This window comes from Fertoeibacter niger (assembly GCF_009380135.2).
In the GTDB taxonomy this organism is placed as follows: Bacteria; Pseudomonadota; Alphaproteobacteria; order Rhodobacterales; family Rhodobacteraceae; genus Fertoeibacter; species Fertoeibacter niger.
Window position 1 is genome coordinate 196,717 of record NZ_WHUT02000008.1, and the last position, 20,685, is coordinate 217,401.

The following is a 20,685-nucleotide window of genomic DNA, read 5'->3' on the forward strand; positions in this document are numbered from 1 at the left end:
CGTTGCGCGGTGACGGATGATATGACGTGATCAGCAGCGCAGGGCAGGGAGGCCAGCATGCCGCAGTTTGACATCATCGACCCGCGTTTTGGCAGCTATGTGATGGGCAATGCGCCGGTCAAGCGCATCGCCACCGGGTTTGACTGGGTGGAGGGCCCGGTCTGGTTCGGCGATGCGGGCTGCCTGCTGTTCTCCGACATTCCCGGCAACCGGGTGATGCGCTGGACTTCCGAGGGGATGACCACCTTCCGCCAGCCCTCGAATTTTGCCAATGGCCACACGCGCGACCGGCAGGGGCGGCTGATCAGCTGCGAACACGGGCTGCGCCGGGTGACGCGCACCGAATGGGATGGCGGCATCACGGTGATCGCCGATGCGCATCAGGGCAAGCCGCTGAATTCGCCCAATGATGTGGTGGTGGCATCGGATGGCGCGATCTGGTTCACCGATCCGCACTACGGCATCATGACCGACTATGAGGGGTTCCGGGCCGAACAGGAACAGCCCTGCCATGTCTACCGGGTGGATCCGGACGGCGGGATTGAGGCGGTGATCACCGACATGGCCTGCCCCAATGGTCTTGCCTTCAGCCCCGACGAAAGCCGCCTCTATGTGGCCGACACGGGCCGCATGTTCAGCCGCGACCCGCAGCATATCCGGGTGTTCGACATGGTGGATGGCCGCCCCCGCAACAGCCGCATCTTTCACACCGTAGCACCCGGCTGCGCCGATGGCATAAGGGTGGACAGCGACGGAAACCTGTGGACATCGGCGGGCGATGGCGTGCATTGCCTGTCGCCCGAAGGCGACCTGCTGGGCCGCATTCCCTTGCCTGAAACCGTGTCGAACCTGTGCTTTGGCGGGCGCGCGAAACATCAGCTTTTCATCACGGCGACCACCAGCGTCTACAGCGTGATCCTGAACCGTCGCGGGGTGCAATGGCCATAGGGTGCATTGCAGCAAAGGAATGGTCGCCTAGCCCGTCTCGCCCGGCACCAGCCGTGTAGGCACGGCGATGACATCGGCCCCCGGTTCGCCTTTCAGCCGGGCCACCAGCGCCTCTGCCGCCGCCTTGCCGATGGCGGTGGTGGGCACCACCGTGGTGGTCAGGCGGCGCGGCAGGACCGAGGCCGCCTCCATCCCGCCCCAGCCCACGATGCCCAGATCCCCCGGCACATTGACCCCGCGCGCGGTGCAATAGGCCAGACCGCCGATAGCCATCTCGTCATTGTGGAAATACACCACATCCAGATGCGGGCTGCGGGCCAGCAGCACCTCCAGCCCGTAAAAACCGGCGTAAAAGCCGGGGCTGTCGTGCAGCACCTCGCGGTCGGCCAATGGGTGCCCGGCGCGGGAAAGTGCCGCCGCAAACCCCTCCAGCCGCGCCTGTCCCATCACATCCGACCGCGACAGCGCCCCCACGAACCCTGCGCGGCGGCGGCCCCGGCGGATCAGGAACTGGCCCATCTCGACCCCGCAGTCGAAATGCGAAAACCCGACAGAGATATCAATCGGGCTGGTATTCAGATCCCACAGTTCCACCACTGGCATGCCCGCATTGCGCAGCAGATCCACCGTGCCGGGCGTGTGGTTTCGCCCTGACAGGATGACCCCGGCGGGCCGCCAGCTGATGACCTGCCGCAGCCATGCCTCTTCTTCTTCCGCCGCGTGGTTGTTGCAGCCGATCATCACCTGATAGCCAAGGCGTCTCAGGGCGCGGTCCACGCCATCCAGCACATGCCCGAACAGGCCCGAGGTCAGACGCGGCACACAGATGCCCACCAGTGTCGAGGCGTCAGACCCCAGCGCCGCCGCCAGCCTGTTGGGCACATAGCCAAGGCGGCTGGCCACCTGCATCACACGGTCGCGCGTGCCGTCGGAATAGCCCGATCCCCCGCGCAGCACACGGCTGACCGTCATTTTCGACACGCCGGTGGCACGGGCGATATCCTCCAGATTGGCCTTGCCACGGCGCTCGGGGGGGGCTGCCCCCTGTGGAATGTTATCGTTAACTTTATCGCTTGACAACGCGGCCCCCTGCGGTTCAGGATCAAGCTACGTTACCGATAAACCTGCCGCAAGAGCAGGGTCGGCAGGGGAGGAGACCCGCCATGACACCGGCCACCGAAGGCCTTTTCTTTGACCGCGTCGTCAAAAGTTTTGGCGGTACGCAGGCGTTGAAAGGCGTGTCGCTGAAAGTGGCGCGTGGCGAGATTGTGGCCTTGCTGGGCGAAAACGGCGCGGGCAAATCGACCCTCATCAAGACGCTTGGCGGCATCTACCGCCCCGACAGCGGCGGCGTGTTCATCGATGGCGCGGCCTATGCCCACGAGGCGGGGCGCAGCGGCGGGCAGAAAGTGGCCTTCATCCATCAGGATCTGGGTCTGATCGAATGGATGAGCGTGGCCGAGAACATCGCGCTGGCCCTGGGCTATGTGCGTCGCGGCCGCCGCATCGACTGGGCCGCGACCGAGGCCCGCGCCGACGCGGCCCTGGCGCTGGTGGAGGAAGAGTTTCCCGCCACCGTTCGCGTTGCCAGCCTGACGCGCACGCAGAAATCCCTTGTGGCGATTTCCCGCGCGCTGGCCGCAGAGTGTGACTTTCTGGTGCTGGACGAACCAACGGCCAGCCTTCCGGCGGATGAGGTGGAACGCCTGTTCGCCGCCCTGCGCCCCTTGAAGGCGCGCGGTGTGGGAATGATCTATGTCAGCCACCGGCTTGACGAAATCTTTCGCATCGCCGACCGGGTGGCTGTGCTGCGCGACGGGCAGATGGTGGGGATGCGCGCGATTGACCATGCCACGCCCGAGGAACTGGTCAGCCTGATCGTGGGCCGCAAGGCGCGCGAGATCAACCGCCCCGCCGTGCAGGACGGCCCGGCAATCCTGCGGGTGGAGGGGCTGGCCACGCCACAGGTCGGCCCGGTCAGTTTTGACATAAGGCGGGGCGAATTGCTGGGCCTTGCCGGTCTGCGCGGCGCGGGGCATGAAGACATAGGCCGTGCGTTGTTCGGGGTGATGCCGCATGCCGGGCAGGTGACGCTGGACGGCAAGGCGCCGGTGCTGGCCTCGGCCCAGACGGCCATGCAGTCGGGCATCGGGCTGGTGGCGCGGGACAGGGTGGGCGAAAGCATTGCGCCCGGCCTTTCCATCCGCGAGAATGCGTTTCTGAACCCCTCGGCCACGGGGCGCGGCCTGCTGTCGCTGATGACCCCGGGGCGCGAGGCGGCAACGGTGCACCGTATTGGCCAACGCGTCGGCCTGTCGCCCAATGACCCCGCGCTGGCAATCGAGGCGCTGTCGGGCGGCAACCAGCAAAAGGTGGTGGTGGGCCGCTGGCTCGGTTCAGGCCGGCGTCTGCTGATCACCGAAGACCCGACAGCAGGCGTCGATGTGGGGGCCAAGGCCGAGATTTACCACCTGCTGTATCAGGCGCTGGCCAGCGGGATGGGGGTACTGGTCGTGTCCACCGATTTTGAGGAAATCGCCAACATCTGCCACCGCGCCATTGTGTTTTCGCGGGGCCTGCCCGTGGCCGAACTGTCGGGCGTCGAACTGTCCACCGAATCCCTGATCCAGGCCGCTTCGGCCGGTGAAGCTGCCTGAGGTTGCCATGCCATCCATCGAATCCAGTGCTGTCGAACCCACCAAGGACGAGCTTCGCGGCCTGTCGCCCATGGCGCGGATGATCCGCCTTGCGCCGACTTATGGCCTTGTCATCCTGATGTTCGGGCTGATCATCCTGTTCTCGGTCCTGCTGCCCAACACCTTTCCCACGGCCTTGAATGTGCGCGCGATCCTGTCGGACAAGGCGATCATTGCCCTGCTGTCACTGGCCGCGATGATCCCGATGGTGGCGGGGCGCATCGACCTGACCGTGGGCTATGGCATTGTTCTGTGGCACATTCTGGCGATCAGTTTGCAAACCATGTATGGCCTGCCTTGGCCGGTGGCGGTGGGCATCGTGCTGATCCTTGGCATCGTGACGGGGGTGCTGAACGGCATTCTGGTGGAAGTTGCCCGCATCGACAGCTTCATCGCCACCCTCGGCACCGGCACCATCCTTTATGCCTTGGCACTGTGGCACACCGGGGGGCGGCAGATGGTGGGTGCCCTGCCGCCGGAGTTCTACGCCCTCAGCACCACATTCATCTTTGGCCTGCCGATCACGGCGTTCTACGTTTTGGCGATAACCGTGACCCTTTGGGTGGTGTTGGAATACACGCCCGTTGGCCGTTACCTCTATGCCATCGGTGCCAACCAGCGCGCGGCAGAACTGAACGGCATCCCCACGCGGAAATTCGTGGTGGGAGCCTTTGTGACATCGGGCCTGCTGACCGCGCTGGCGGGGGTGCTGCTGGCGTCAAAACTGCGGATCGGGCAGGCGTCTGTGGGGCTGGAGTTTCTGCTGCCGGCACTTGTGGGTGCGTTCCTGGGATCAACCACCATCAAGCCGGGGCGCGTCAATGTCTGGGGCACCATCGTGGGGGTGATGATCCTTGCGGTGGGGATTTCGGGCATCCAGCAATTCGGCGGCAGTTTCTGGGTGGAGCCGATGTTCAACGGCGCCACGCTGCTGATCGCCATCGGCATCGCGGGCTATGCGCAACGCAAGAAGGGCGCAAAGCCCAAGTAATTCAATATAAACGGGAGGATACCAACCATGCTGAGAAGAACCTTTGCGATCTCGCTTCTGGCGCTGACCGCAGCAATGCCCGCCTTTGCCGATGCCGTGTCGGATGCCATGGCGGATGTCGAGAAATACGCGGGCCAGAAAACCGTGTGGGACGGGCCGACCACCGGGCCAAAGGCGGCAGAGGGCAAGACCATCGTGGTGCTGGCCGCCGACATGAAGAACGGCGGCGTGCTGGGCGTGGCAAATGGCGTGACCGAAGCCGCGGCCAAGATCGGCTGGAACGTCAATGTGCTGGACGGTGCTGGTTCGGTGCAGGCACGGGCGGCGGCGTTCGGGCAGGCGCTGGCGTTGCAGCCCGATGGCATCATCATCAACGGATTTGACGCGGTGGAACAGCAGGCGGCGCTGGAACAGGCCAAGGCGGCGGGCATTCCGATGGTGGCCTGGCACGCCGGGCCCGTGATCGGGCCTGATCCGGCCAGCGGGCTGTTCGCCAACATCTCGACTGACGCGATGGAGGTGTCGGCGGCGGCGGCGAAGTGGGCATTTGCCGATGCTGGCGGCAAGCCGGGTGTGGTGATCTTCACCGACAGCACCTATGCGATTGCCATCGCCAAGGCCGACAAGATCAAGGAAACCATCGAGGCGCTGGGTGGCACGGTGCTGGAATATGTTGATACGCCCATTGCCGACACGTCAAACCGGATGCCCACGCTGACCACCGCCCTGTTGCAGAAATACGGCGCAGGCTGGACACATGCGCTGGCGATCAATGACATCTATTTCGATTTCATGGGGCCGTCGCTGGCAGCGGCAGGCATCGCGGGCGATGGCGCACCCAAGGCCGTGGCGGCGGGTGACGGGTCGGAAAGCGCCTATCAGCGCATCCGTTCGGCACAGTATCAGGCGGTGACGGTGGCGGAACCGCTGAACCTGCAAGGCTGGCAGCTGGTGGACGAGCTGAACCGGGCCATCAGCGGCGAGGCATGGTCGGGCTACACCTCGCCCCTGCATGTGGTCACGGCGGCGAACATCAGCTTTGATGGGGGCGATGCGAACATCTTCGATCCGGGCAATGGCTACCGCGAGGCCTATGCCGCGATCTGGGGCAAGTAAGGTCGCAGACCGGGTGATGGGGCCGGGCATCCGGCCCCATCATCACCTGCCACCCTGATCGGCGCTGCAACTAATGCCAGTTCCGCAGGTCAGTCAGCCCCGGGGTGATAGTCAAACCGGGTGAAATCCGCGCTCCATCCCTGCCCTGTCAGATCATGGGCCACCATGCCGACAAAGGCCCCGGTGAACGAGGCGTGCTCGCCGCGCCCGCCCTCATCCGAGATGATGCTGGCGTCAAGCGGCGGACCGGCGGGGTTGATCGGCTGCCCTGCACCGGCCCAGAAGAACTGCTGCGCAGCGCCATCGACATGCACTTCCAGCCGCAGCGGCCCTTCGGGCACGGCGATGGCGTCGCCCGCATAGGTCAGCCGTTCGCCGGGCCAGTCACCCAGACAGGACACCACGCGCAGCACAGGCCTGCCCATTTCGCGCGTCAGCAGCAGCGCGTGGAACTTGTGCCGGTTGTAATAGGTGATCAGACCGGCGGCCTGTTGCCAGCCGTCGGGGCTTGCGGTGATTTCGGTCACGGCGCGGTAGGCTGCATGTTCCTGCCGCCGGGCGACAAGCGCCTGTTCAAACCACGAACCCAGGCTTTCGCGGCCATGCAGGCGCAGCGCGCTGCCGGTCAGTGTGAACAGCCGTTCGGGTTGCGGCGTGCGCAGCCACTGGAATTCGGTCGGCAGGGCAGACCCGGTGAAATCGCGGACCACCGGCGCATCTGGCAGGCGGATTGCGCCCGTTGGTCCGGGCAGCGTGGCCGGGGGAACCGTCCCCCCGCCCTTCAGCCACAGCCAGTCATCGCGCCATTCGCAGGCGGCAAGGCCGGTTTCGCGCCCCATCGGGCAGGCGCGGGGGCCGGGCAGGGGGCGGCCCATCAGAAATGTGTGGAAGGCCTCGCCCGCTGGCGTCTCCACGTATTGCCCATGGCCCACGCGCTGAATCGGGCTGTCCGGGGCCCGGGATGTGGTCAGCAGATGTTGCTGGGGGTGCAGTTCATACGGGCCGGTGATGTGGCGCGAGCGGGCCATGGTCACGGCATGGTCGTAGCCGGTGCCACCCTCGGCGGTGGTCAGATAATACCAGCCGCCACGGCGGAACAGATGCGGTGCCTCGGTCAGGCCCAGCGGGCTGCCGGCAAAGATGGTGTGGACCGGGCCGGAAAGACCGGTATCGGGGTGCCATTCCTGCAATTCGATGCCGTCAAAGGCATCATGCGCGGGGTTCAGGCCGGTGCCCTTGCCCCGGTGGTTCCAGCGCATGTTCAAAAACCATTTGCGCCCGTCCTCATCGTGGAACAGCGACGGATCAAAACCGGATGAATTGACATGGATACGCTGCGACCAGTCGCCGTCGATGGTCGCGCAGGTGGTGATGTAATTGTGCGCATCCTTGAACGCGCCATCCAGCCTTTTGACATCGGTATAGACCAACCAGAACCGGCCATCGGCATAAGACAGGCAGGGTGCCCAGACGCCGCAACTGTCGGGGTTGCCGCGCATGTCCAACAGGTCGACACGGTTCAGCGGGCGGGCCACCAGCCGCCAGTTCACCAGATCGGTGGAATGGTGGATCTGCACCCCTGGATACCATTCGAAGGTGGAGGTGGCGATGTAGTAATCACCCCCCACCCGGCAGATCGACGGATCGGGGTTGAAACCGGGCAGGACGGGGTTCTGGATCATGTTCGCTTTCGGCGCGGGCAAGGAAACAGGGCGGCATTCCGCCCCGTTCCGGTGGGGTTGAGCTTTCAGACCAGCAGCGCCTGCGCCTCGGCTGGCGACAGGGCTGCGGGGCGGGTGCAGGTGGTTTCAAGCGTCACGAACTGGCCGGTCTCGCCCGATGTCAGCACCGCCGCCATCACCTCGACCCCGTGCAGCGTGCGCTCCAGCGAGCAACGCTGGTCGCGCCCCTCGATCAGCGCCACCGCCATGTCGGCCAGACCGGCGGCGCGGTAATTCGCCATCGCCTCGCCGCGTTGCGTGGTGTAGTTCGGGCGGCCGAACGGGTGATCCCAGGGTTCCACCGGGGCAATCACGCCATCCGGCCCGGCAAATTCCACCGTGCCGCCAAAAAAGTTCGGGTCAGGCACGAACAATGAGCCTTCGGTGCCGTAAAGTTCCATGTTCACCCGCTTGTGCGACCAGACATCCCAACTGGTTGACAGGTTCACCGTAGCGCCATTGGCAAATTCCAGCAGGGCGTGGATGTTTGTGGGGGTTTTCACCGGGATGGTCTGGCCCTTGCGGGGTTCGGAACTGATGGTGCGCGTGGCGCTGGCCGATGACGTCAGCGCCGCCACCCGTTTCACCGGGCCGATCAGGTTGATCAGGTTGGCAATGTAATAGGGGCCCATGTCCAGCATCGGGCCGCCGCCGGGCAGGAAAAAGAAATCGGGGTTGGGGTGCCAGTGCTCCATCCCGTGACTCATGACGGCCGCCCCGCCTGCGGTGATCGTGCCCAGCCGCCCCTCGTCGATCAATGCGCGGGCCTGCTGATGCGCCCCGCCCAGAAATGTGTCAGGCGCGCAGCCCACGCGCAGCCCCTTGGCCGCCGCCAGATCGCGCAGGGCCAGACCGTCGGCCAGCCCCAGCGTCAGCGGCTTTTCCGAATACACATGCTTGCCCGCCTGAAGGATGGATTGCGACACCGCGAAATGCGCATCCGGGATGGTCAGGTTGATCACCACATCCAGCGCGGGGTTGGCCAGCAGGTCATCGACAGACTGCGCCTGCACGCCATATTCCGCCGCCCGCGCCTCGGCCGCAGCCATGTTCATATCCGCCACGGCGCGAATCTCCAGCCCCTTGAACAGGGGCGCAAGCCCCAGATAGGCGGTCGAGATATTGCCGCAGCCGATAATGCCGATACCCAGTTTTTCCAAGATCAAAGCTCCTTCGCCGCCGCCAGTGACCGCGTGGCAAAGCGGGTGTGGTCGGCGGGGTTGTCATGTTCCATGATGAAATTCGTGCAGGGCGTGGCCCGCAGCGCGGCCATGATGCCGGGCCAGTCCACCGTGCCGTGGCCCACATCGGCCCAGCCATCCTCGGCGGTGTTCTCGCCTGCCGGGGCAATGTCCTTGACATGTGCTGCGGTGATGCGGTGGCCGTATTTGCTGATCCAGGCCAGCGGGTCGGCACCGCCACGGATCACCCAGGCCACGTCAATCTCCCATTCGAGATCGGGGCCACCGGCAAAGATCAGATCCTGCGGGATGCTGCCATCGGCCAGCGGAACCAGTTCAAAATCGTGGTTGTGCCAGCCAAAGCCAAAGCCGGCCTCGCGGAACGGCTCACCCGCCTTTTGCAGACGCGTGCCGAACGCATGCCAGCCTGCGGCATCGCGCGGGCGGTCATCGGGCATCAGATAGGGGCAGTAGATGCGGCTGATGCCCAGCGAGCGGGCAATCGCCAGCACCTTGGCCGGGTCGGATTCCAGCTGCGCCAGACCGAAATGGCCGGTGGGCATCACCAGCCCGCTGTCGCCCAGATGGGCGACCAGTTGGGCCACCAGTGCATCATCGGCATAAAGCGCGCCATAGCCTTCGACGCCCTCGTATCCGGCGGCGGCCAGCATCGCCAGCGTATCGGCCAGCGGCGGAAAGTTGCGGGAGGAGTAGAGCTGATAGGAAAACATCATGACCTCGGGGTGTATGTGGCGGAATGCAGGTCGCGCAGGGTGAAGCGGGGGGCCGGGCCGGGTGCGGCCGGGGTGAAGACAATGCTGGCCGGATCGCCGGGAAACAGCGCGAATGCATTGGCGGAAAAGCGGCCCGGCACATCGGCCTCCAGCGCGACAAAGGGGGCCAGTGCGCGGGCGGTCAGGGCGATGCGCCAATTGTCACCTTCGGGCGCCACGGTTTGCGACAGGCCAGCGGGCAGCAGATCATAGGCCTTCCATGGTTTCGGTGTGAAAACGTCGCTGTGGCTGGCGCTGCCGTCATCCCAGGTGAAGGCCAGCACCTCGCCCGGCCCCAGTGCATCGGCGGGAAGGGTCAGCACAGGAATGGCGGCATCGGGGGGCACGGTGACGGTGGCGTGGTCAAGGTCGCGCATGCTGCCATCCATGGCGGCGGCATGGGCGGTGACGGTCAGCTCAACTGGGGCCAGCCGGTCGTTCACCGCGCGCAGGGCGATGCCATTGGCCCCCGGCACGGCGCTGACCAGCACCGGGGCAAAGAACTGCGCCGACATGTGGTGCAGCAGTTTCCAGTTGCCGCCATGGTCCAGCGACGACCAACTGCACACTGGCCAGGTATCGTTCAGTTGCCAGTAAAGCGCGCCCATGCAATGCGGCTTCAGGCTGCGCCAATGGGTCACGGCGGTCTTGATGGCCAGACCCTGCTGCACCTGCGACAGATAGACGAAATTCTCGAAATCCACCGGAAAGCGGAAATAGCGGAACATGGTTTCGGCAATCCGCGCATTGCCGCCTGCGTTCTTCTGGTGGCTTTCGATCACCGGGGCCGCGATGTTGAAATCGGCCGGGTCGGCAAAGCGGCGGATCGCGCTGAGCGAAGGGTAGGACTGGAACCCGAATTCCGAACAGAAGCGGGGCGATACATCGCGGTAATGGTCGAAATCGCGGCCCTCGTGCCAGACCGACCAGAAATGCATGTCGCCCGCGCTGTCATCATGCCAGGCGTCGCCGAAACTCAGCGGCCCGGGGCTGGGCGAAGATGGCCACCAGTTTGCGCCCGGTGTCACATCCATCAGCGCCGCCTCGATCGTGCGGTTCAGCCGGTCATAGCTTACCAGATACCGGTCGCGGTCCTTGCGGCTTTCGGGAAACCATGTCAGCGCGCCGATCAGTTCGTTGTCGCCGCACCACAGCGCCAGACAGGCGTGGTGGTTCAGCCGGGCCACCACATCGCGCACCTCGGCATCGACCTCGGCCAGAAATGCGGGGGTCGAGGGGTAGAGGTTGCAGGAAAACATGAAATCCTGCCAGACCATCAGGCCAAGCTCATCGCAGATGTCGTAGAACCAGTCGGGTTCATACCGCCCGCCGCCCCAGACGCGGATCATGTTCTGATGCGCATCGACCGCCGATTGCAGCAGGGCGCGGGTCTTTTCGGGTGTGATGCGGCCCGCCAGCGCGTCGGCGGGTATCCAGTTCGAGCCGCGCGCGAATACCATATGGCCATTGACGCGGAAGGCGAAACTGCGCCCCGCTGCGTCATCCTCGCTGACCAGCGCCAGATCGCGCAACCCGATGCGCCGGGTGGCGTGGGCGCAGCCTGCGGTGATGGTAAGATCATGCAGGGTCTGGGGGCCAAGGCCTGCGGGCCACCAGAGGTCGGGGTGGGCGATACTGAACGCCAGCCGCACCGCGCCCCTGACCGCCGTGGCCGTCAGCGTCTGGCCGCAAAGCGTGGCTGTGGCTTCGGCCGCATTGGTCAGCACCGTGACCGTGACCGAGGCGATACCCCCCTCATGCGCCTGCGCCACCAGAACATCGGCAATCCGGTCGCCCTGCGGTTCCAGCGCGATGCGGCCATAAAGGCCGAAAGGGGCGAGTGCGATGTTCCAGTCCCAGCCGAAATCGCATTGCACCTTGCGCAGCATGTTCCCGTTGGGGATCGGGCAGTTCGAGGTGGAATAGGGTATGGGAAACGGCATGCCCGCCTGCGCCGCATCCGCCGCCCGGGTGTTGGAGCGGAAGGTGATGGCAATGTCATTCGCACCCGCCCGCAGCCCCGCAGCCGGGACGCGAAACCGCCGGAAGCTGTTGGCGGCGCTCAGCACCACCGCCCCGTTCAGCCGCACCTCGGCCACGGTATCCAGCCCCGCGACCACCAGATCGCAAGGGCTGCCATCATGGGTGAACTGGCGCGTGGCCGTCCAGTCGCGATCAGCGATCCAGCGCAGGTCATATTCGTTGCGGCCCCAATACGGGTCGGGGATCACGCCCGCATCATGCAGCGCCGAGATCGCATCGCCGGGCAGGGCAAAGACGATGCGGTATGCGCCGCTGTCGTCCGTCAGCGTCCATTGGCCGGAAAGATCGGTCATGTGTCAGATCCGCTGTTCCGTCGCCGCGTCGAACAGCGAGGCTTTGGGCAGGTCAAGATGCAGATACACCGGGGTTCCCGGCTCCAGCCGCCGCTCTACCGGCACGCGCACCGACATCTGTTGTCCCGCCGCTTTCAGCCATACCAGACTGTCGGCCCCCATCGGCTCGTCCAGTTCCACCACGGCGGGCAGCGACGTGCCCGGGCGCGGATCGGTGGCGATGGCGATATGTTCGGGGCGCAGGCCAAGGATGGCGCGTGGCAGGTCCACCGCACGCCCGTCATAACCCTCCAGCGCGATGCTGTGCTCGCCCAGCCGGAAGCTGCGCCCGCCATCCACCACCGCGCCGGGCAGGAAATTCATCGCGGGCGAGCCGATGAAGCCCGCCACAAACAGGTTGGCCGGGCGGTTGTAGATCACCTGCGGCGCGTCAAGCTGCTGGATCACGCCGCCCTTCATCACGGCAATCCGGTCGGCCAGGGTCAGCGCCTCGATCTGGTCATGGGTCACATAGACCATAGTGTTGTTCAGGCGGCTGTGCAGGCGCTTGATTTCCACCCGCAGCTCGGCGCGCAGTTTGGCGTCAAGGTTCGACAGCGGTTCATCAAACAGGAACACATCGACATCGCGCACCAGCGCGCGGCCAATGGCCACACGCTGCCGCTGCCCGCCGGAAAGGGCACCCGGCTTGCGGTCAAGCAGCGGCTCGATCTGAAGGATTTTTGCGGCGCGGGCCACGCGGCTTTCAATCTCGGCCTTGGGCATGCGGGCGTTTTTCAGCCCGAACGACAGGTTGCCGCGCACCGTCATCTGCGGATAAAGCGCATAGCTTTGAAACACCATGCCGATGCCGCGCTCGCTGGGTTCGGCCCAGGTCACGTTCTGGCCCTTGATCCAGATCTCGCCATCGGAAATGTCCAGAAGGCCCGCGATGCAGTTCAGCAGGGTGGATTTGCCGCAGCCTGACGGCCCCAGCAGCACGATGAACTCGCCCTCGGCCACGTCGAGGTTCATGGTTTTCAGGACCGCATGGCTGCCGAAGTTCAGCGTCAGGTCACGAACGGAAATGGAATGCATGTGATCAGCCCTTGACCGCGCCGGCGGCAATGCCGCGCACGAAGAGTTTGCCGGAGATGAAGTAGATGATGAGCGGAACCAACCCGGTCAGCAGCGTGGCCGCCATGTTGACGTTGTATTCCTTGACGCCCTGCACCGAGTTGACGATGTTGTTCAGCTGCACCGTCATGGGATAGGTGTCGGGGCGGGTGTAGATCACGCCGAACAGGAAATCGTTCCAGATCCCCGTGACTTGCAGGATCAGCGCCACCACGAAGATGGGCAGGCTCATCGGCACCATGATGCGCAGGAAGATGCCCCAGAACCCCGCGCCATCCACCCGGGCGGCCTTGAACAGCTCTTCCGGCACTGACGAGAAGTAGTTGCGGAAAAGCAGCGTCAGGATGGGCATGCCAAAGATCGTGTGCACCAGCACCAGACCCCAGAGCGTGCCGTAGATGCCGATCTCGCGCAGGATGATGACGATGGGATAGATCATCACCTGATAGGGAATGAAGGCCCCCACGATCAGGATGGCAAAGAAAGTCTCGGCCCCGCGGAATTTCCACAAGGACAGCGCATAGCCGTTCACCGCCGCCACCGCGATGGACAGGATCACCGAAGGCACCGTGATCTGCACCGAGTTCCAGAACCCGCGCGACAGCCCGTCACAGTTCAGCCCGGTGCAGGCCTGCGCCCAGGCCTTGACCCAGGGTTGAAAGGTGATCTCCACCGGCGGGGAAAAGATGTTGCCCAGCCGGATTTCGGGCATGCCCTTCAGCGAGGTGACAACCATCACATACAGCGGCAGCAGGTAATAGACCGAGATCACGAACAAAATGCCATAAAGCATGATGTTGCGGCGCGACAGGATCTTGCGGGGCTTGGCGCCACGCGGGCCTTTGGTCAGGTCAGCCACGGCGTTTGCCTCCGAATTCCAGATAGGCCCAGGGCACAACGATGATCACGACCGACAGCAGCATCATGGTCGAGGCGGCAAAGCCCTGCCCCAGATTCTGCGCGGCGAACATGAAGTCATAGACGTATTTCGCAGGCACTTCCGAGGCATTACCCGGCCCGCCCCCGGTCTGTGCCACCACCAGGTCATAGACCTTGACGATGCCGCTCATGATGATGACCAGCGTGGTCACGAACACCGGGCGCATCATGGGGATGATGATGAAGATATAGGTTTTCCAGGTGGGAATGCCGTCGATGCGCGCGGCTTTCCAGATATCCTCGTCGATGCCGCGCAGACCGGCCAGCATCAGGCACATGATCAGGCCTGTGCCCTGCCACAGCCCGGCGATCAGCACGCCGTAGATCACGATGTCGGGGTCATAGAGCGGGTCAAAGACGAATTCGGTGAAGCCCAGGCTGCGCACCACATTCTGCACGCCGAACTCGGGGTTCAGGATCCATTGCCACACCAGCCCGGTCACGATGAAGCTGAGGGCGAAGGGATAAAGGAATATCGTGCGGAACGTATCCTCGAACCGGATTTTCTGATCCAGCAGCACGGCCAGCAAAAAGCCGATCACCAGGCTGAAGATCAGCGTCAGCACGCCATAGATCAGCAGGTTCTCGATCGAGGTCAGCCAGCGGCCGGTGGACCAGAGCCGTTCATACTGATCCAGCCCGACAAACCGCAGGCGCGGCAGCAGTTTGGAGTCGGTAAAGGAATAGAACACCGTCCATGCGGTGCCGCCGACAAAGATCACCAGCGCCGTCAGGATCATCGGCACCGAGGCAATCTTGGCATTCAGGTTGCGCAACAGGCGGTAGGGTCGCGGAGAGGTGGACATGCGGGGATTTCCGGGCATGGGGCCTGCCGCAGCAGCGCGGCATCAGCGTGGCCCCGCTGCGCAAGCGCGGGCAGGACCACAAGGAGTTGCCCGCCGTGACAGGCACGACGGGCATAAGGATCATTCGGCCGTGGCGATGATGTCGGCGAAACGGGCCTGCGCATCTTCGACGGTGATGGCGGGATCGTTGAAGAACTCGCTCATCAGGTCGTTGATCTGGGTGGTGGTGTCCGGGCTGATCAGCTCGTCCGAGCCCTGGATGACATTGCCTGCCGCCAGGATTTCGAGGCCCTTCTGCATGCAGTCATTGGCGGTGGACAGGTCGATGTCGCCGCGCACCGGCAGCGAGCCCTTTTTCAGGTTGAAGGCCACCTGTGTGGCTTGCGCCATCATGGTCGAGGCCAGCACTTCCTGCGCTGCCGAGGCTTCCGGATCGCTGAGGACCGGGAAGTAGAAGGCATCACCGCCGGTCGAGATGATCTCGTTCATGCCCAGACCGGGCAGGCAGGTGTAATCGGTGCCCGCCACCTGGCCCGCGATCTGGAATTCGCCCTGCGCCCAGTCGCCCATGATCTGCCCGCCGGCCTGGCCGGTGATCACCATGTTGGTGGCCTGGTTCCAGTCTTGCACCTTGGAATTCGCGGCCATCTTGCGCGCGTCGTCAATCGCCTTGAACACCGGGCCCAGTTCGGCCCCGCCTGCCACGGCCTCGTCCTTGTCGCCGTAAACCTTCATGAACAGGTCGCGCCCGCCCACGGCCACCATCAGCACGTTGAACGCGCCGGCGTTCTGCCAGGCCTGCTGGCCCATGGCCAGCGGCGTGATGCCCTTGGCCTCCAGCGCAGGCGCCGCGGCGACGAATTCGTCCCAGTTGGTCGGAACCGGCACGCCTGCATCGGCAAAGGCCTTGTTCGACAGCCACAGCCACTGCCAGGAATGGATGTTTACCGGAACGCAGTAAATCTTGCCATCCAGCGTGCAGTTGGCCAGCAGGCTGGGAGGATTCACGATATCGGCCCAGCCTTCTTTCGCGGCCAGTTCCGTGAAGTCGCGCATCAGCCCGGCCTCGACCAGCTCCTGCGCCTGACGGCCGTGGTTGAACTGGGTGGCGGCCATCGGGTCGCCGCCCGTGATGCGGCTGACCATGATCGGGCGCGCGGTGTCGCCCGAACCGGCGATTGCGCCATCGACCCATTTGTTGCCGGTGGCGTCGAACGCCTTGGCAAGTTCGGCGACAGCAGCGGCTTCGCCGCCCGAGGTCCACCAGTGAGTGACCTCAAGATCGGTTGCGCAGGCAACAGAAGGCAGGGCGACAGAGGCCAAAAGCCCCAGCGCCAATTTCACCGAATTCATTCTAGTCCTCCCTGACTATAACGTTATAGCCAGACTCTATAACGTTATAGTTTTTTCAATCAAGCCATTCTTTTCGCTTGTGGTGCATCTTTTTCGGGCGGTTTAATGAACACCGTCAGTCGCGGCGAAAGGCTGTTTTGCGATGTGTCACGCTCCTCCTGCCCATCTGTCAGGCCGTTGCAACCATGGCGGGCAAATCTTTGTGCTGCTTCATCTTTTCGTGCCGCAAGCGGAGTGCTACGCAGATTTTGCGATGTCGCATTCCGCGCAGGCCAGCGACGAACCGGGGACGGGAAACAGCGATGAGTAGCGCGAATCATGATCTGTCCGAACCTGCACGCCCCACGCTGAAAAGCATCGCGGCACTGACGGGGCTGTCGGTGGCCACAGTGGGCCGGGCGCTGAAGGATGCCGATGACATCGGCGAGGACACAAAGCGCAGGGTGCGCGAGGTGGCTGAACGCGTGGGTTATCGCCCCAACCGGGCCGGGGTGCGCCTGCGCACGGGCAAGACCAACGTGATAGCCCTGGTCCGCTCGACCGAGGAGGATGTGATGAACCACACCTCGCAGATGATCAGCGCCATTTCCACCGCCCTGCGCGGCACCGCCTATCACATGATCCTGATGCCTTATTTCCCCGAGGAAGATGTCATCGCACCCGTGCGCTATCTGGTGGAAACCGGGTCGGCGGATGGCGTGATCATCAACCAGACCACGCCCGATGACCCCCGCGTGCGCTATATGCACGAGCGCGGCTTTCCCTTTGCCACCCATGGCCGCACCGCCATGGGCATCGACCACCCGTTTTTCGATTTCGACAACGAGGCTTTCGCCCGCATCATGGTGCGCGAAATGGTGGCGCGCGGGCGGCGGCGGCTGGCCCTCCTGGCCCCGCCACTGGGGCAAAGCTATTCGCTGCACATGTCCAAGGGGTTCTTCGAGGAATGCGCGCGGCTGGGCGTTCAGGCCCGTCTGCTGGACGACATGACAAGCGACACCGGCGCAATGCGGGTGGAAAAGGTGGCAAAGCAGATTTTTGGCGCTGCCGACTGGCCCGATGGCGTGGTGATCGGTTCGGCCACGGCCTCCATGGCGCTGGTCACGGGTGGCGAATCGCACGGGTTGGTGCTGGGGCGCGATTTTGACGTGGGCACCAAGGATTCGGTGCGCTTTCTGCGCCGGTTCCGGTCAGACATGCTGGTGGTGCATGAGGATGTCGGCCACGCCGGTGACTTTCTGGCCCGCGCGGTGATGGCCGCGATCGACCGCCGCGGACCGCAGACCGCCACTCAGTTTCTTGATGTTCCCGCGCAGATCAGCGGACCTGTCAACTTGGCCTGAACGCGGGCATCAGGGGCTGCCGCAGGGCCAGCCTGCCAAGATATTCCGCGTGGCTGCGTTGGCGTCGCCGTGCCAGTGCCACCGCAGCCTCGGGGCCGATGGCGTGAAACCATACGGTATCCTGCGGGCGCAGTTGCACGAAACCGTCCAGATCCGCCGACAAGATCGTGGCAATCTTGGGATAGCCGCCGGTGGTCTGGTGATCGGCCAGCAGCACCGTGGCCACGCCGTCACCCGCCACCTGCACCGAGCCGCGCAACACGGGTTCCGAGGGCATGTCCAGCGTCGCATCCGGTGCGAGTGTCGGGCCGCGCAGCCGAACACCCATGCGGTCGGCTGCATCCGTCACATGAAACGGCCGGGTCAGAAAGGTTGTCAGCGTGTCGCCGCCGAAGAACCGTTCCTGCGGCCCGATGACCACATGCAGCCGGTGCCTTGGCCGGGCGCTGACAGGGCAGGGGATCGGACCCTCGCGTTCTGCGCGCCGTTCAGCGGTTGCCAGCGCGATCTGCCCGCCGGTTGCCAGCATCCCGCCGCCAAGGCCCGACAGCGCATGGGTCGCGGCGCTTCCCAGCCAGTCGGGCACCTCGAGTTTCCCTGCGAAGGCCAGATAGGTCCAGCTGCCCCAGGGGCCGGGGCGCAGGCTCAGCCGTTGCCCTGCGCTGATCGCCGCTACCTGCCATGATCCTTGCCGTGCGCCACCAGCCTCGAGGATGAAACCGCCGCCTGCAACGGCAAACCCCACGCTGCCTGACAGGCATTCCAGCGTCAGACCGCCCCGCGACACCTCGATCCCCGGGGCATCCGCCGGGTTTCCCAGCGCGGTGTTGGCGATGGCAAGGGCCGCGCGGTCCATCGGCCCCGAGGCGGGCACGCCGTAACGCATCAGCCCGCGCCGACCGCCATCCTGCACCGACACCTGCGGCCCGGCATGCAGTATGCGAAACAGCGCCCCTGCCATCACGCCGCTGCGCCCTTGCCGGTGCGCGCGGCAAGCGCAGGGCCAAGCTCTGCCTGCCCGATGCGGCGGAAGGCCACTCTGTCGCCCACGGCAAACAGGAACGGGCGCGCAGGTTCGGCCGTCAAGACCCGGGTGGGCGAGCGGCCGATGATCCACCAGCCGGTCGGCATGGTCAGCGTGGTGATCAGGCATTGCGCCCCGGCGATGATCACGCTGCCCGCCGCGATGCCGCGCAGGGCCGCCGGTTTGCGCGGCAGGTGCAGCGCGGGCGGCCCGCCGGCCAGATAGGCATAGCCGGGCGCAAAGCCATACATCGCAACGGTGTATTCCGCCGCCAGATGTGCTGCGATCACCGCATCGGGCGAATGCCCTGTCAGCCGCGCCACTTCGGCCAGATCGGCGGCGCAATCGCCGTCATAGCAGACGGGCACTTGATGGTGCTGTTGTTCTGCGCCGGGTGCGGCGGGCTGGGCCAGAAGCGCGCGCAATGCCGCGCAGGCCGCCGCATGGTCGGTGACAACCGGATCGAAATCCACCAGCAGGCTGACTGTGGCGGGGACCGCCTCGGCAAAACCGGCAAACGGGTGGGCAGCCAGCGCGCGGTCCAGCCGCAACACCGCCGCATGAGCCGTCTCGCTGGATACGTCGGCAAATTCCACCAGCAGCGCGTGATCCGCGACGGGGCGGAACCGGGGAAAACCCGGCATCACGGCGCAAGGAACGGCGCAAGGGTGACACCCGCCGCCGTCAGTCGGCTGCGCAGTTCGCGCGCCATGGCCACCGCCCCGGCACTGTCGCCATGCAGGCAGATCGACTGGGCGGCCAGCGGAACAGGCTCGCCATCCACTACCGCCATCAGCCCGCTGTCGAGGAAGGACAAAAGCCGGTCCGCCGCCACCTCAGGATCATGCAACAGGGCCCCGGGCCGGTTTCGCGGCACCAGCCGGCCATCGGGTTGATAGCCACGGTCGGCAAAGATTTCGGAAAACACCGGCACGCCCGCGGCCCGTGCCACCTGTTCCAGCACGGTGCCGGAAATCGCCAGCAGCGCAAGACCCCCCGGCTGTGCCTGCACCGCCGCCACAATGGCCGAAGCCACCGCCACGTCATCCGCCGCCAGATTGGCCAGCGCCCCGTGCGGCTTGACATAGCGCACCGCCGTGCCCGCCAGTGCGGCCAGGCCAACCAGCGCGCCCACCTGTGCCGCCACCATCCGTCCCACCGCATCCGGCGCCATCGGAATGACCCGCCGCCCGAACCCGGGCAGATCGGCATAGCCCGGATGCGCGCCCACCGTCACGCCACGGTCACGCGCCATGACCAGTGTGGCGAACATGGTCTCAGGGTCGCCCGCATGGCCGCCGCAGGCCAGACTGGCGCTTGTCACCATATCCAGCATGGCCGCGTCGTCGCCCATCACCCAGGGGCCAAAGCTTTCGCCAAGGTCGGCGTTCAGATCAATCATCCCTGCGCCTTTCCGTGCTGCGCCGTTCCGGCATCATCGCAACACAGGCACGGAAATCCAAGCCATCCTTGCGCGACGTCCGGGGGCCCGCGTCCTTTGCCCGGCATCTGCTCATGTTGGCGGCGGCCACAGCGGCTTGAATGAAAGGTCGCGGCTGTGCTCGGCCACGGCTTGCGCGAAATGCCCTGCCGATCCGGACTGCCGCCCCCAGTTCACCACTTCGGCGGCGACGGCAACGGCGATCACCAGCCTTTGCCACCCCTGCACTTGCCTGGCGGAAGTTGTGGCAGCCAGCCGCGGCAGGCTATCGCTGCCGGATCGTTCAGAACGCTGACCGCACCAATGTGGCCGTGACCTCCAGCGTGACACCGCGACGCCGCGCCTCGGGCGTCAGGTCCACCAGCCCGGCCCGAGCCGCCAGCACTTGTGCAGCCACCGTTGCGGGGGCATTTGGGACGAATCATGCCGAAGGGTGGCAAGTTGAACGGAAAGGAAAGACCGATGAACCGCGCCCTTGCCGCCCTGATCCTGAGCACGGCACGCGCCGCCCCCCTTGCCGCGCAGGACGCGCCGCTGTCCGGCACCGTGGCGCGCTTGCGCCGCTTCGCGACCGTCATGGGATTGATCCCCCGCTTCCGGCTCAGTTCCGCGTGTGAAGCTTGTGATCGCTGTGTTGCTGCTCTGACGGCGTGCGTGGTCGTGGCGCTTCCGCGACGAACTTGTCCCACCGTGCTTCCCTGCATTCCTTCGAAACCATCGCACCAACAAACCATGGGATCAAACACGTAGCAGAACGGCTGGAATGGATGTTCGGATCATGTCCAATCTCAAGGCCGTGGCGGTGTCTGGCGATACAGACAACGCACCGCCCGATGGAGATTTGGCACGGTCTGCCATGGCCGCACTACACTGGGAATGCAAGCCGGACGCTGCCGCCTCA

The 20,685-nt window shown here is 65.0% G+C and carries 18 protein-coding genes and 1 pseudogene; 5 read left to right on the forward strand and 14 right to left on the reverse strand.

From position 1 onward, the window contains the following. Positions 1 to 57 precede the first annotated feature (57 nt). The gene (locus tag GEU84_RS14500) at positions 58 to 948 is read left to right on the forward strand and encodes an SMP-30/gluconolactonase/LRE family protein (protein ID WP_152827317.1); all 891 of its coding nucleotides are present in this window, start codon (positions 58 to 60) and stop codon (positions 946 to 948) included. Positions 949 to 975: 27 nt separating this feature from the next. On the opposite strand, the gene GEU84_RS14505 is transcribed toward GEU84_RS14500, so the two are convergent. After that, entirely contained in the window at positions 976 to 2,028 is a 1,053-nt protein-coding gene (locus tag GEU84_RS14505) for a LacI family DNA-binding transcriptional regulator (protein ID WP_217438578.1), read from the reverse strand. Between the two features lie 83 nt (positions 2,029 to 2,111). Here GEU84_RS14505 and GEU84_RS14510 point away from each other — a divergent pair, with 83 nt between their 5' ends. From GEU84_RS14510 to GEU84_RS14520, 3 genes are read left to right on the forward strand one after another with little or no spacing between them, the layout of a single operon-like run. Further along, positions 2,112 to 3,605, forward strand: coding sequence for a sugar ABC transporter ATP-binding protein (locus tag GEU84_RS14510; RefSeq protein ID WP_152827319.1), 1,494 nt, complete (start codon positions 2,112 to 2,114; stop codon positions 3,603 to 3,605). Between the two features lie 7 nt (positions 3,606 to 3,612). Continuing rightward, the gene (locus tag GEU84_RS14515; protein WP_152827321.1) at positions 3,613 to 4,635 is read left to right on the forward strand and encodes an ABC transporter permease; all 1,023 of its coding nucleotides are present in this window, start codon (positions 3,613 to 3,615) and stop codon (positions 4,633 to 4,635) included. A gap of 27 nt (positions 4,636 to 4,662) precedes the next feature. Continuing rightward, positions 4,663 to 5,751 carry a substrate-binding domain-containing protein gene (locus GEU84_RS14520; RefSeq protein WP_152827323.1) on the forward strand — a complete coding sequence of 363 codons (1,089 nt, stop codon included), beginning with the start codon at positions 4,663 to 4,665 and terminating at the stop codon, positions 5,749 to 5,751. A gap of 89 nt (positions 5,752 to 5,840) precedes the next feature. On the opposite strand, the gene GEU84_RS14525 is transcribed toward GEU84_RS14520, so the two are convergent. The 8 genes from GEU84_RS14525 to GEU84_RS14560 form a co-directional block, all read right to left on the reverse strand. Continuing rightward, entirely contained in the window at positions 5,841 to 7,433 is a 1,593-nt protein-coding gene (locus GEU84_RS14525; RefSeq protein WP_152827325.1) for a glycoside hydrolase family 43 protein, read from the reverse strand. Between the two features lie 65 nt (positions 7,434 to 7,498). Then, positions 7,499 to 8,632 carry a Gfo/Idh/MocA family protein gene (locus tag GEU84_RS14530; protein ID WP_217438579.1) on the reverse strand — a complete coding sequence of 378 codons (1,134 nt, stop codon included), beginning with the start codon at positions 8,630 to 8,632 and terminating at the stop codon, positions 7,499 to 7,501. Positions 8,633 to 8,634: 2 nt separating this feature from the next. After that, positions 8,635 to 9,387, reverse strand: a complete 753-nt coding sequence (locus GEU84_RS14535) for a sugar phosphate isomerase/epimerase family protein (RefSeq protein ID WP_152827329.1) — start codon at positions 9,385 to 9,387, stop codon at positions 8,635 to 8,637. Continuing rightward, positions 9,384 to 11,762 carry a beta-mannosidase gene (locus GEU84_RS14540; RefSeq protein WP_152827331.1) on the reverse strand — a complete coding sequence of 793 codons (2,379 nt, stop codon included), beginning with the start codon at positions 11,760 to 11,762 and terminating at the stop codon, positions 9,384 to 9,386. The genes GEU84_RS14535 and GEU84_RS14540 overlap by 4 nt, the downstream gene beginning before the upstream one ends. A gap of 3 nt (positions 11,763 to 11,765) precedes the next feature. After that, positions 11,766 to 12,839 carry an ABC transporter ATP-binding protein gene (locus GEU84_RS14545; protein WP_152827333.1) on the reverse strand — a complete coding sequence of 358 codons (1,074 nt, stop codon included), beginning with the start codon at positions 12,837 to 12,839 and terminating at the stop codon, positions 11,766 to 11,768. A 4-nt stretch (positions 12,840 to 12,843) separates the two neighbouring features. Beyond that, complete coding sequence (locus tag GEU84_RS14550; RefSeq protein WP_338144804.1) at positions 12,844 to 13,737, reverse strand: carbohydrate ABC transporter permease; 894 nt, start codon at positions 13,735 to 13,737, stop codon at positions 12,844 to 12,846. Continuing rightward, positions 13,730 to 14,623 carry a carbohydrate ABC transporter permease gene (locus tag GEU84_RS14555; protein WP_152827335.1) on the reverse strand — a complete coding sequence of 298 codons (894 nt, stop codon included), beginning with the start codon at positions 14,621 to 14,623 and terminating at the stop codon, positions 13,730 to 13,732. The genes GEU84_RS14550 and GEU84_RS14555 overlap by 8 nt, the downstream gene beginning before the upstream one ends. Before the next feature lie 120 nt (positions 14,624 to 14,743). Beyond that, positions 14,744 to 15,976, reverse strand: a complete 1,233-nt coding sequence (locus GEU84_RS14560; RefSeq protein ID WP_152827337.1) for an ABC transporter substrate-binding protein — start codon at positions 15,974 to 15,976, stop codon at positions 14,744 to 14,746. 302 nt (positions 15,977 to 16,278) lie between these two features. Between GEU84_RS14560 and GEU84_RS14565 the strand changes: the two genes are divergently transcribed. Beyond that, positions 16,279 to 17,319, forward strand: a complete 1,041-nt coding sequence (locus GEU84_RS14565; protein WP_152827339.1) for a LacI family transcriptional regulator — start codon at positions 16,279 to 16,281, stop codon at positions 17,317 to 17,319. Here GEU84_RS14565 and GEU84_RS14570 read toward each other — a convergent pair. The 5 genes and pseudogenes from GEU84_RS14570 to GEU84_RS21460 form a co-directional block, all read right to left on the reverse strand. Then, positions 17,306 to 18,280 carry a 5-oxoprolinase subunit C family protein gene (locus GEU84_RS14570; protein WP_152827341.1) on the reverse strand — a complete coding sequence of 325 codons (975 nt, stop codon included), beginning with the start codon at positions 18,278 to 18,280 and terminating at the stop codon, positions 17,306 to 17,308. The genes GEU84_RS14565 and GEU84_RS14570 overlap by 14 nt on opposite strands. Continuing rightward, positions 18,280 to 18,987 carry a 5-oxoprolinase subunit B family protein gene (locus tag GEU84_RS14575; RefSeq protein ID WP_152827343.1) on the reverse strand — a complete coding sequence of 236 codons (708 nt, stop codon included), beginning with the start codon at positions 18,985 to 18,987 and terminating at the stop codon, positions 18,280 to 18,282. The genes GEU84_RS14570 and GEU84_RS14575 overlap by 1 nt, the downstream gene beginning before the upstream one ends. Continuing rightward, positions 18,987 to 19,745, reverse strand: coding sequence for a LamB/YcsF family protein (locus tag GEU84_RS14580; RefSeq protein WP_152827345.1), 759 nt, complete (start codon positions 19,743 to 19,745; stop codon positions 18,987 to 18,989). The genes GEU84_RS14575 and GEU84_RS14580 overlap by 1 nt, the downstream gene beginning before the upstream one ends. A gap of 111 nt (positions 19,746 to 19,856) precedes the next feature. Further along, on the reverse strand, positions 19,857 to 19,991 hold the full coding sequence (locus tag GEU84_RS21370) for a hypothetical protein (protein WP_277604959.1): 135 nt from the start codon (positions 19,989 to 19,991) through the stop codon (positions 19,857 to 19,859). Between the two features lie 329 nt (positions 19,992 to 20,320). Continuing rightward, positions 20,321 to 20,473: pseudogene (locus GEU84_RS21460) on the reverse strand (IS481 family transposase); the annotation flags it as partial. Positions 20,474 to 20,685 lie beyond the last annotated feature (212 nt).

What these genes read in the sequence shown, in the direction of transcription:
- GEU84_RS14500 (WP_152827317.1), top strand. Translation starts at nt 58, where the DNA reads ATGCCGCAGTTTGACATCATCGACCCGCGTTTTGGCAGCTATGTGATG.
- GEU84_RS14510 (WP_152827319.1), top strand. Translation starts at nt 2,112, where the DNA reads ATGACACCGGCCACCGAAGGCCTTTTCTTTGACCGCGTCGTCAAAAGT.
- GEU84_RS14515 (WP_152827321.1), top strand. Translation starts at nt 3,613, where the DNA reads ATGCCATCCATCGAATCCAGTGCTGTCGAACCCACCAAGGACGAGCTT.
- GEU84_RS14520 (WP_152827323.1), top strand. Translation starts at nt 4,663, where the DNA reads ATGCTGAGAAGAACCTTTGCGATCTCGCTTCTGGCGCTGACCGCAGCA.
- GEU84_RS14525 (WP_152827325.1), bottom strand. Translation starts at nt 7,433, where the DNA reads ATGATCCAGAACCCCGTCCTGCCCGGTTTCAACCCCGATCCGTCGATC.
- GEU84_RS14535 (WP_152827329.1), bottom strand. Translation starts at nt 9,387, where the DNA reads ATGATGTTTTCCTATCAGCTCTACTCCTCCCGCAACTTTCCGCCGCTG.
- GEU84_RS14540 (WP_152827331.1), bottom strand. Translation starts at nt 11,762, where the DNA reads ATGACCGATCTTTCCGGCCAATGGACGCTGACGGACGACAGCGGCGCA.
- GEU84_RS14545 (WP_152827333.1), bottom strand. Translation starts at nt 12,839, where the DNA reads ATGCATTCCATTTCCGTTCGTGACCTGACGCTGAACTTCGGCAGCCAT.
- GEU84_RS14555 (WP_152827335.1), bottom strand. Translation starts at nt 14,623, where the DNA reads ATGTCCACCTCTCCGCGACCCTACCGCCTGTTGCGCAACCTGAATGCC.
- GEU84_RS14560 (WP_152827337.1), bottom strand. Translation starts at nt 15,976, where the DNA reads ATGAATTCGGTGAAATTGGCGCTGGGGCTTTTGGCCTCTGTCGCCCTG.
- GEU84_RS14565 (WP_152827339.1), top strand. Translation starts at nt 16,279, where the DNA reads ATGAGTAGCGCGAATCATGATCTGTCCGAACCTGCACGCCCCACGCTG.
- GEU84_RS14570 (WP_152827341.1), bottom strand. Translation starts at nt 18,280, where the DNA reads ATGGCAGGGGCGCTGTTTCGCATACTGCATGCCGGGCCGCAGGTGTCG.
- GEU84_RS14575 (WP_152827343.1), bottom strand. Translation starts at nt 18,987, where the DNA reads ATGCCGGGTTTTCCCCGGTTCCGCCCCGTCGCGGATCACGCGCTGCTG.
- GEU84_RS14580 (WP_152827345.1), bottom strand. Translation starts at nt 19,745, where the DNA reads ATGATTGATCTGAACGCCGACCTTGGCGAAAGCTTTGGCCCCTGGGTG.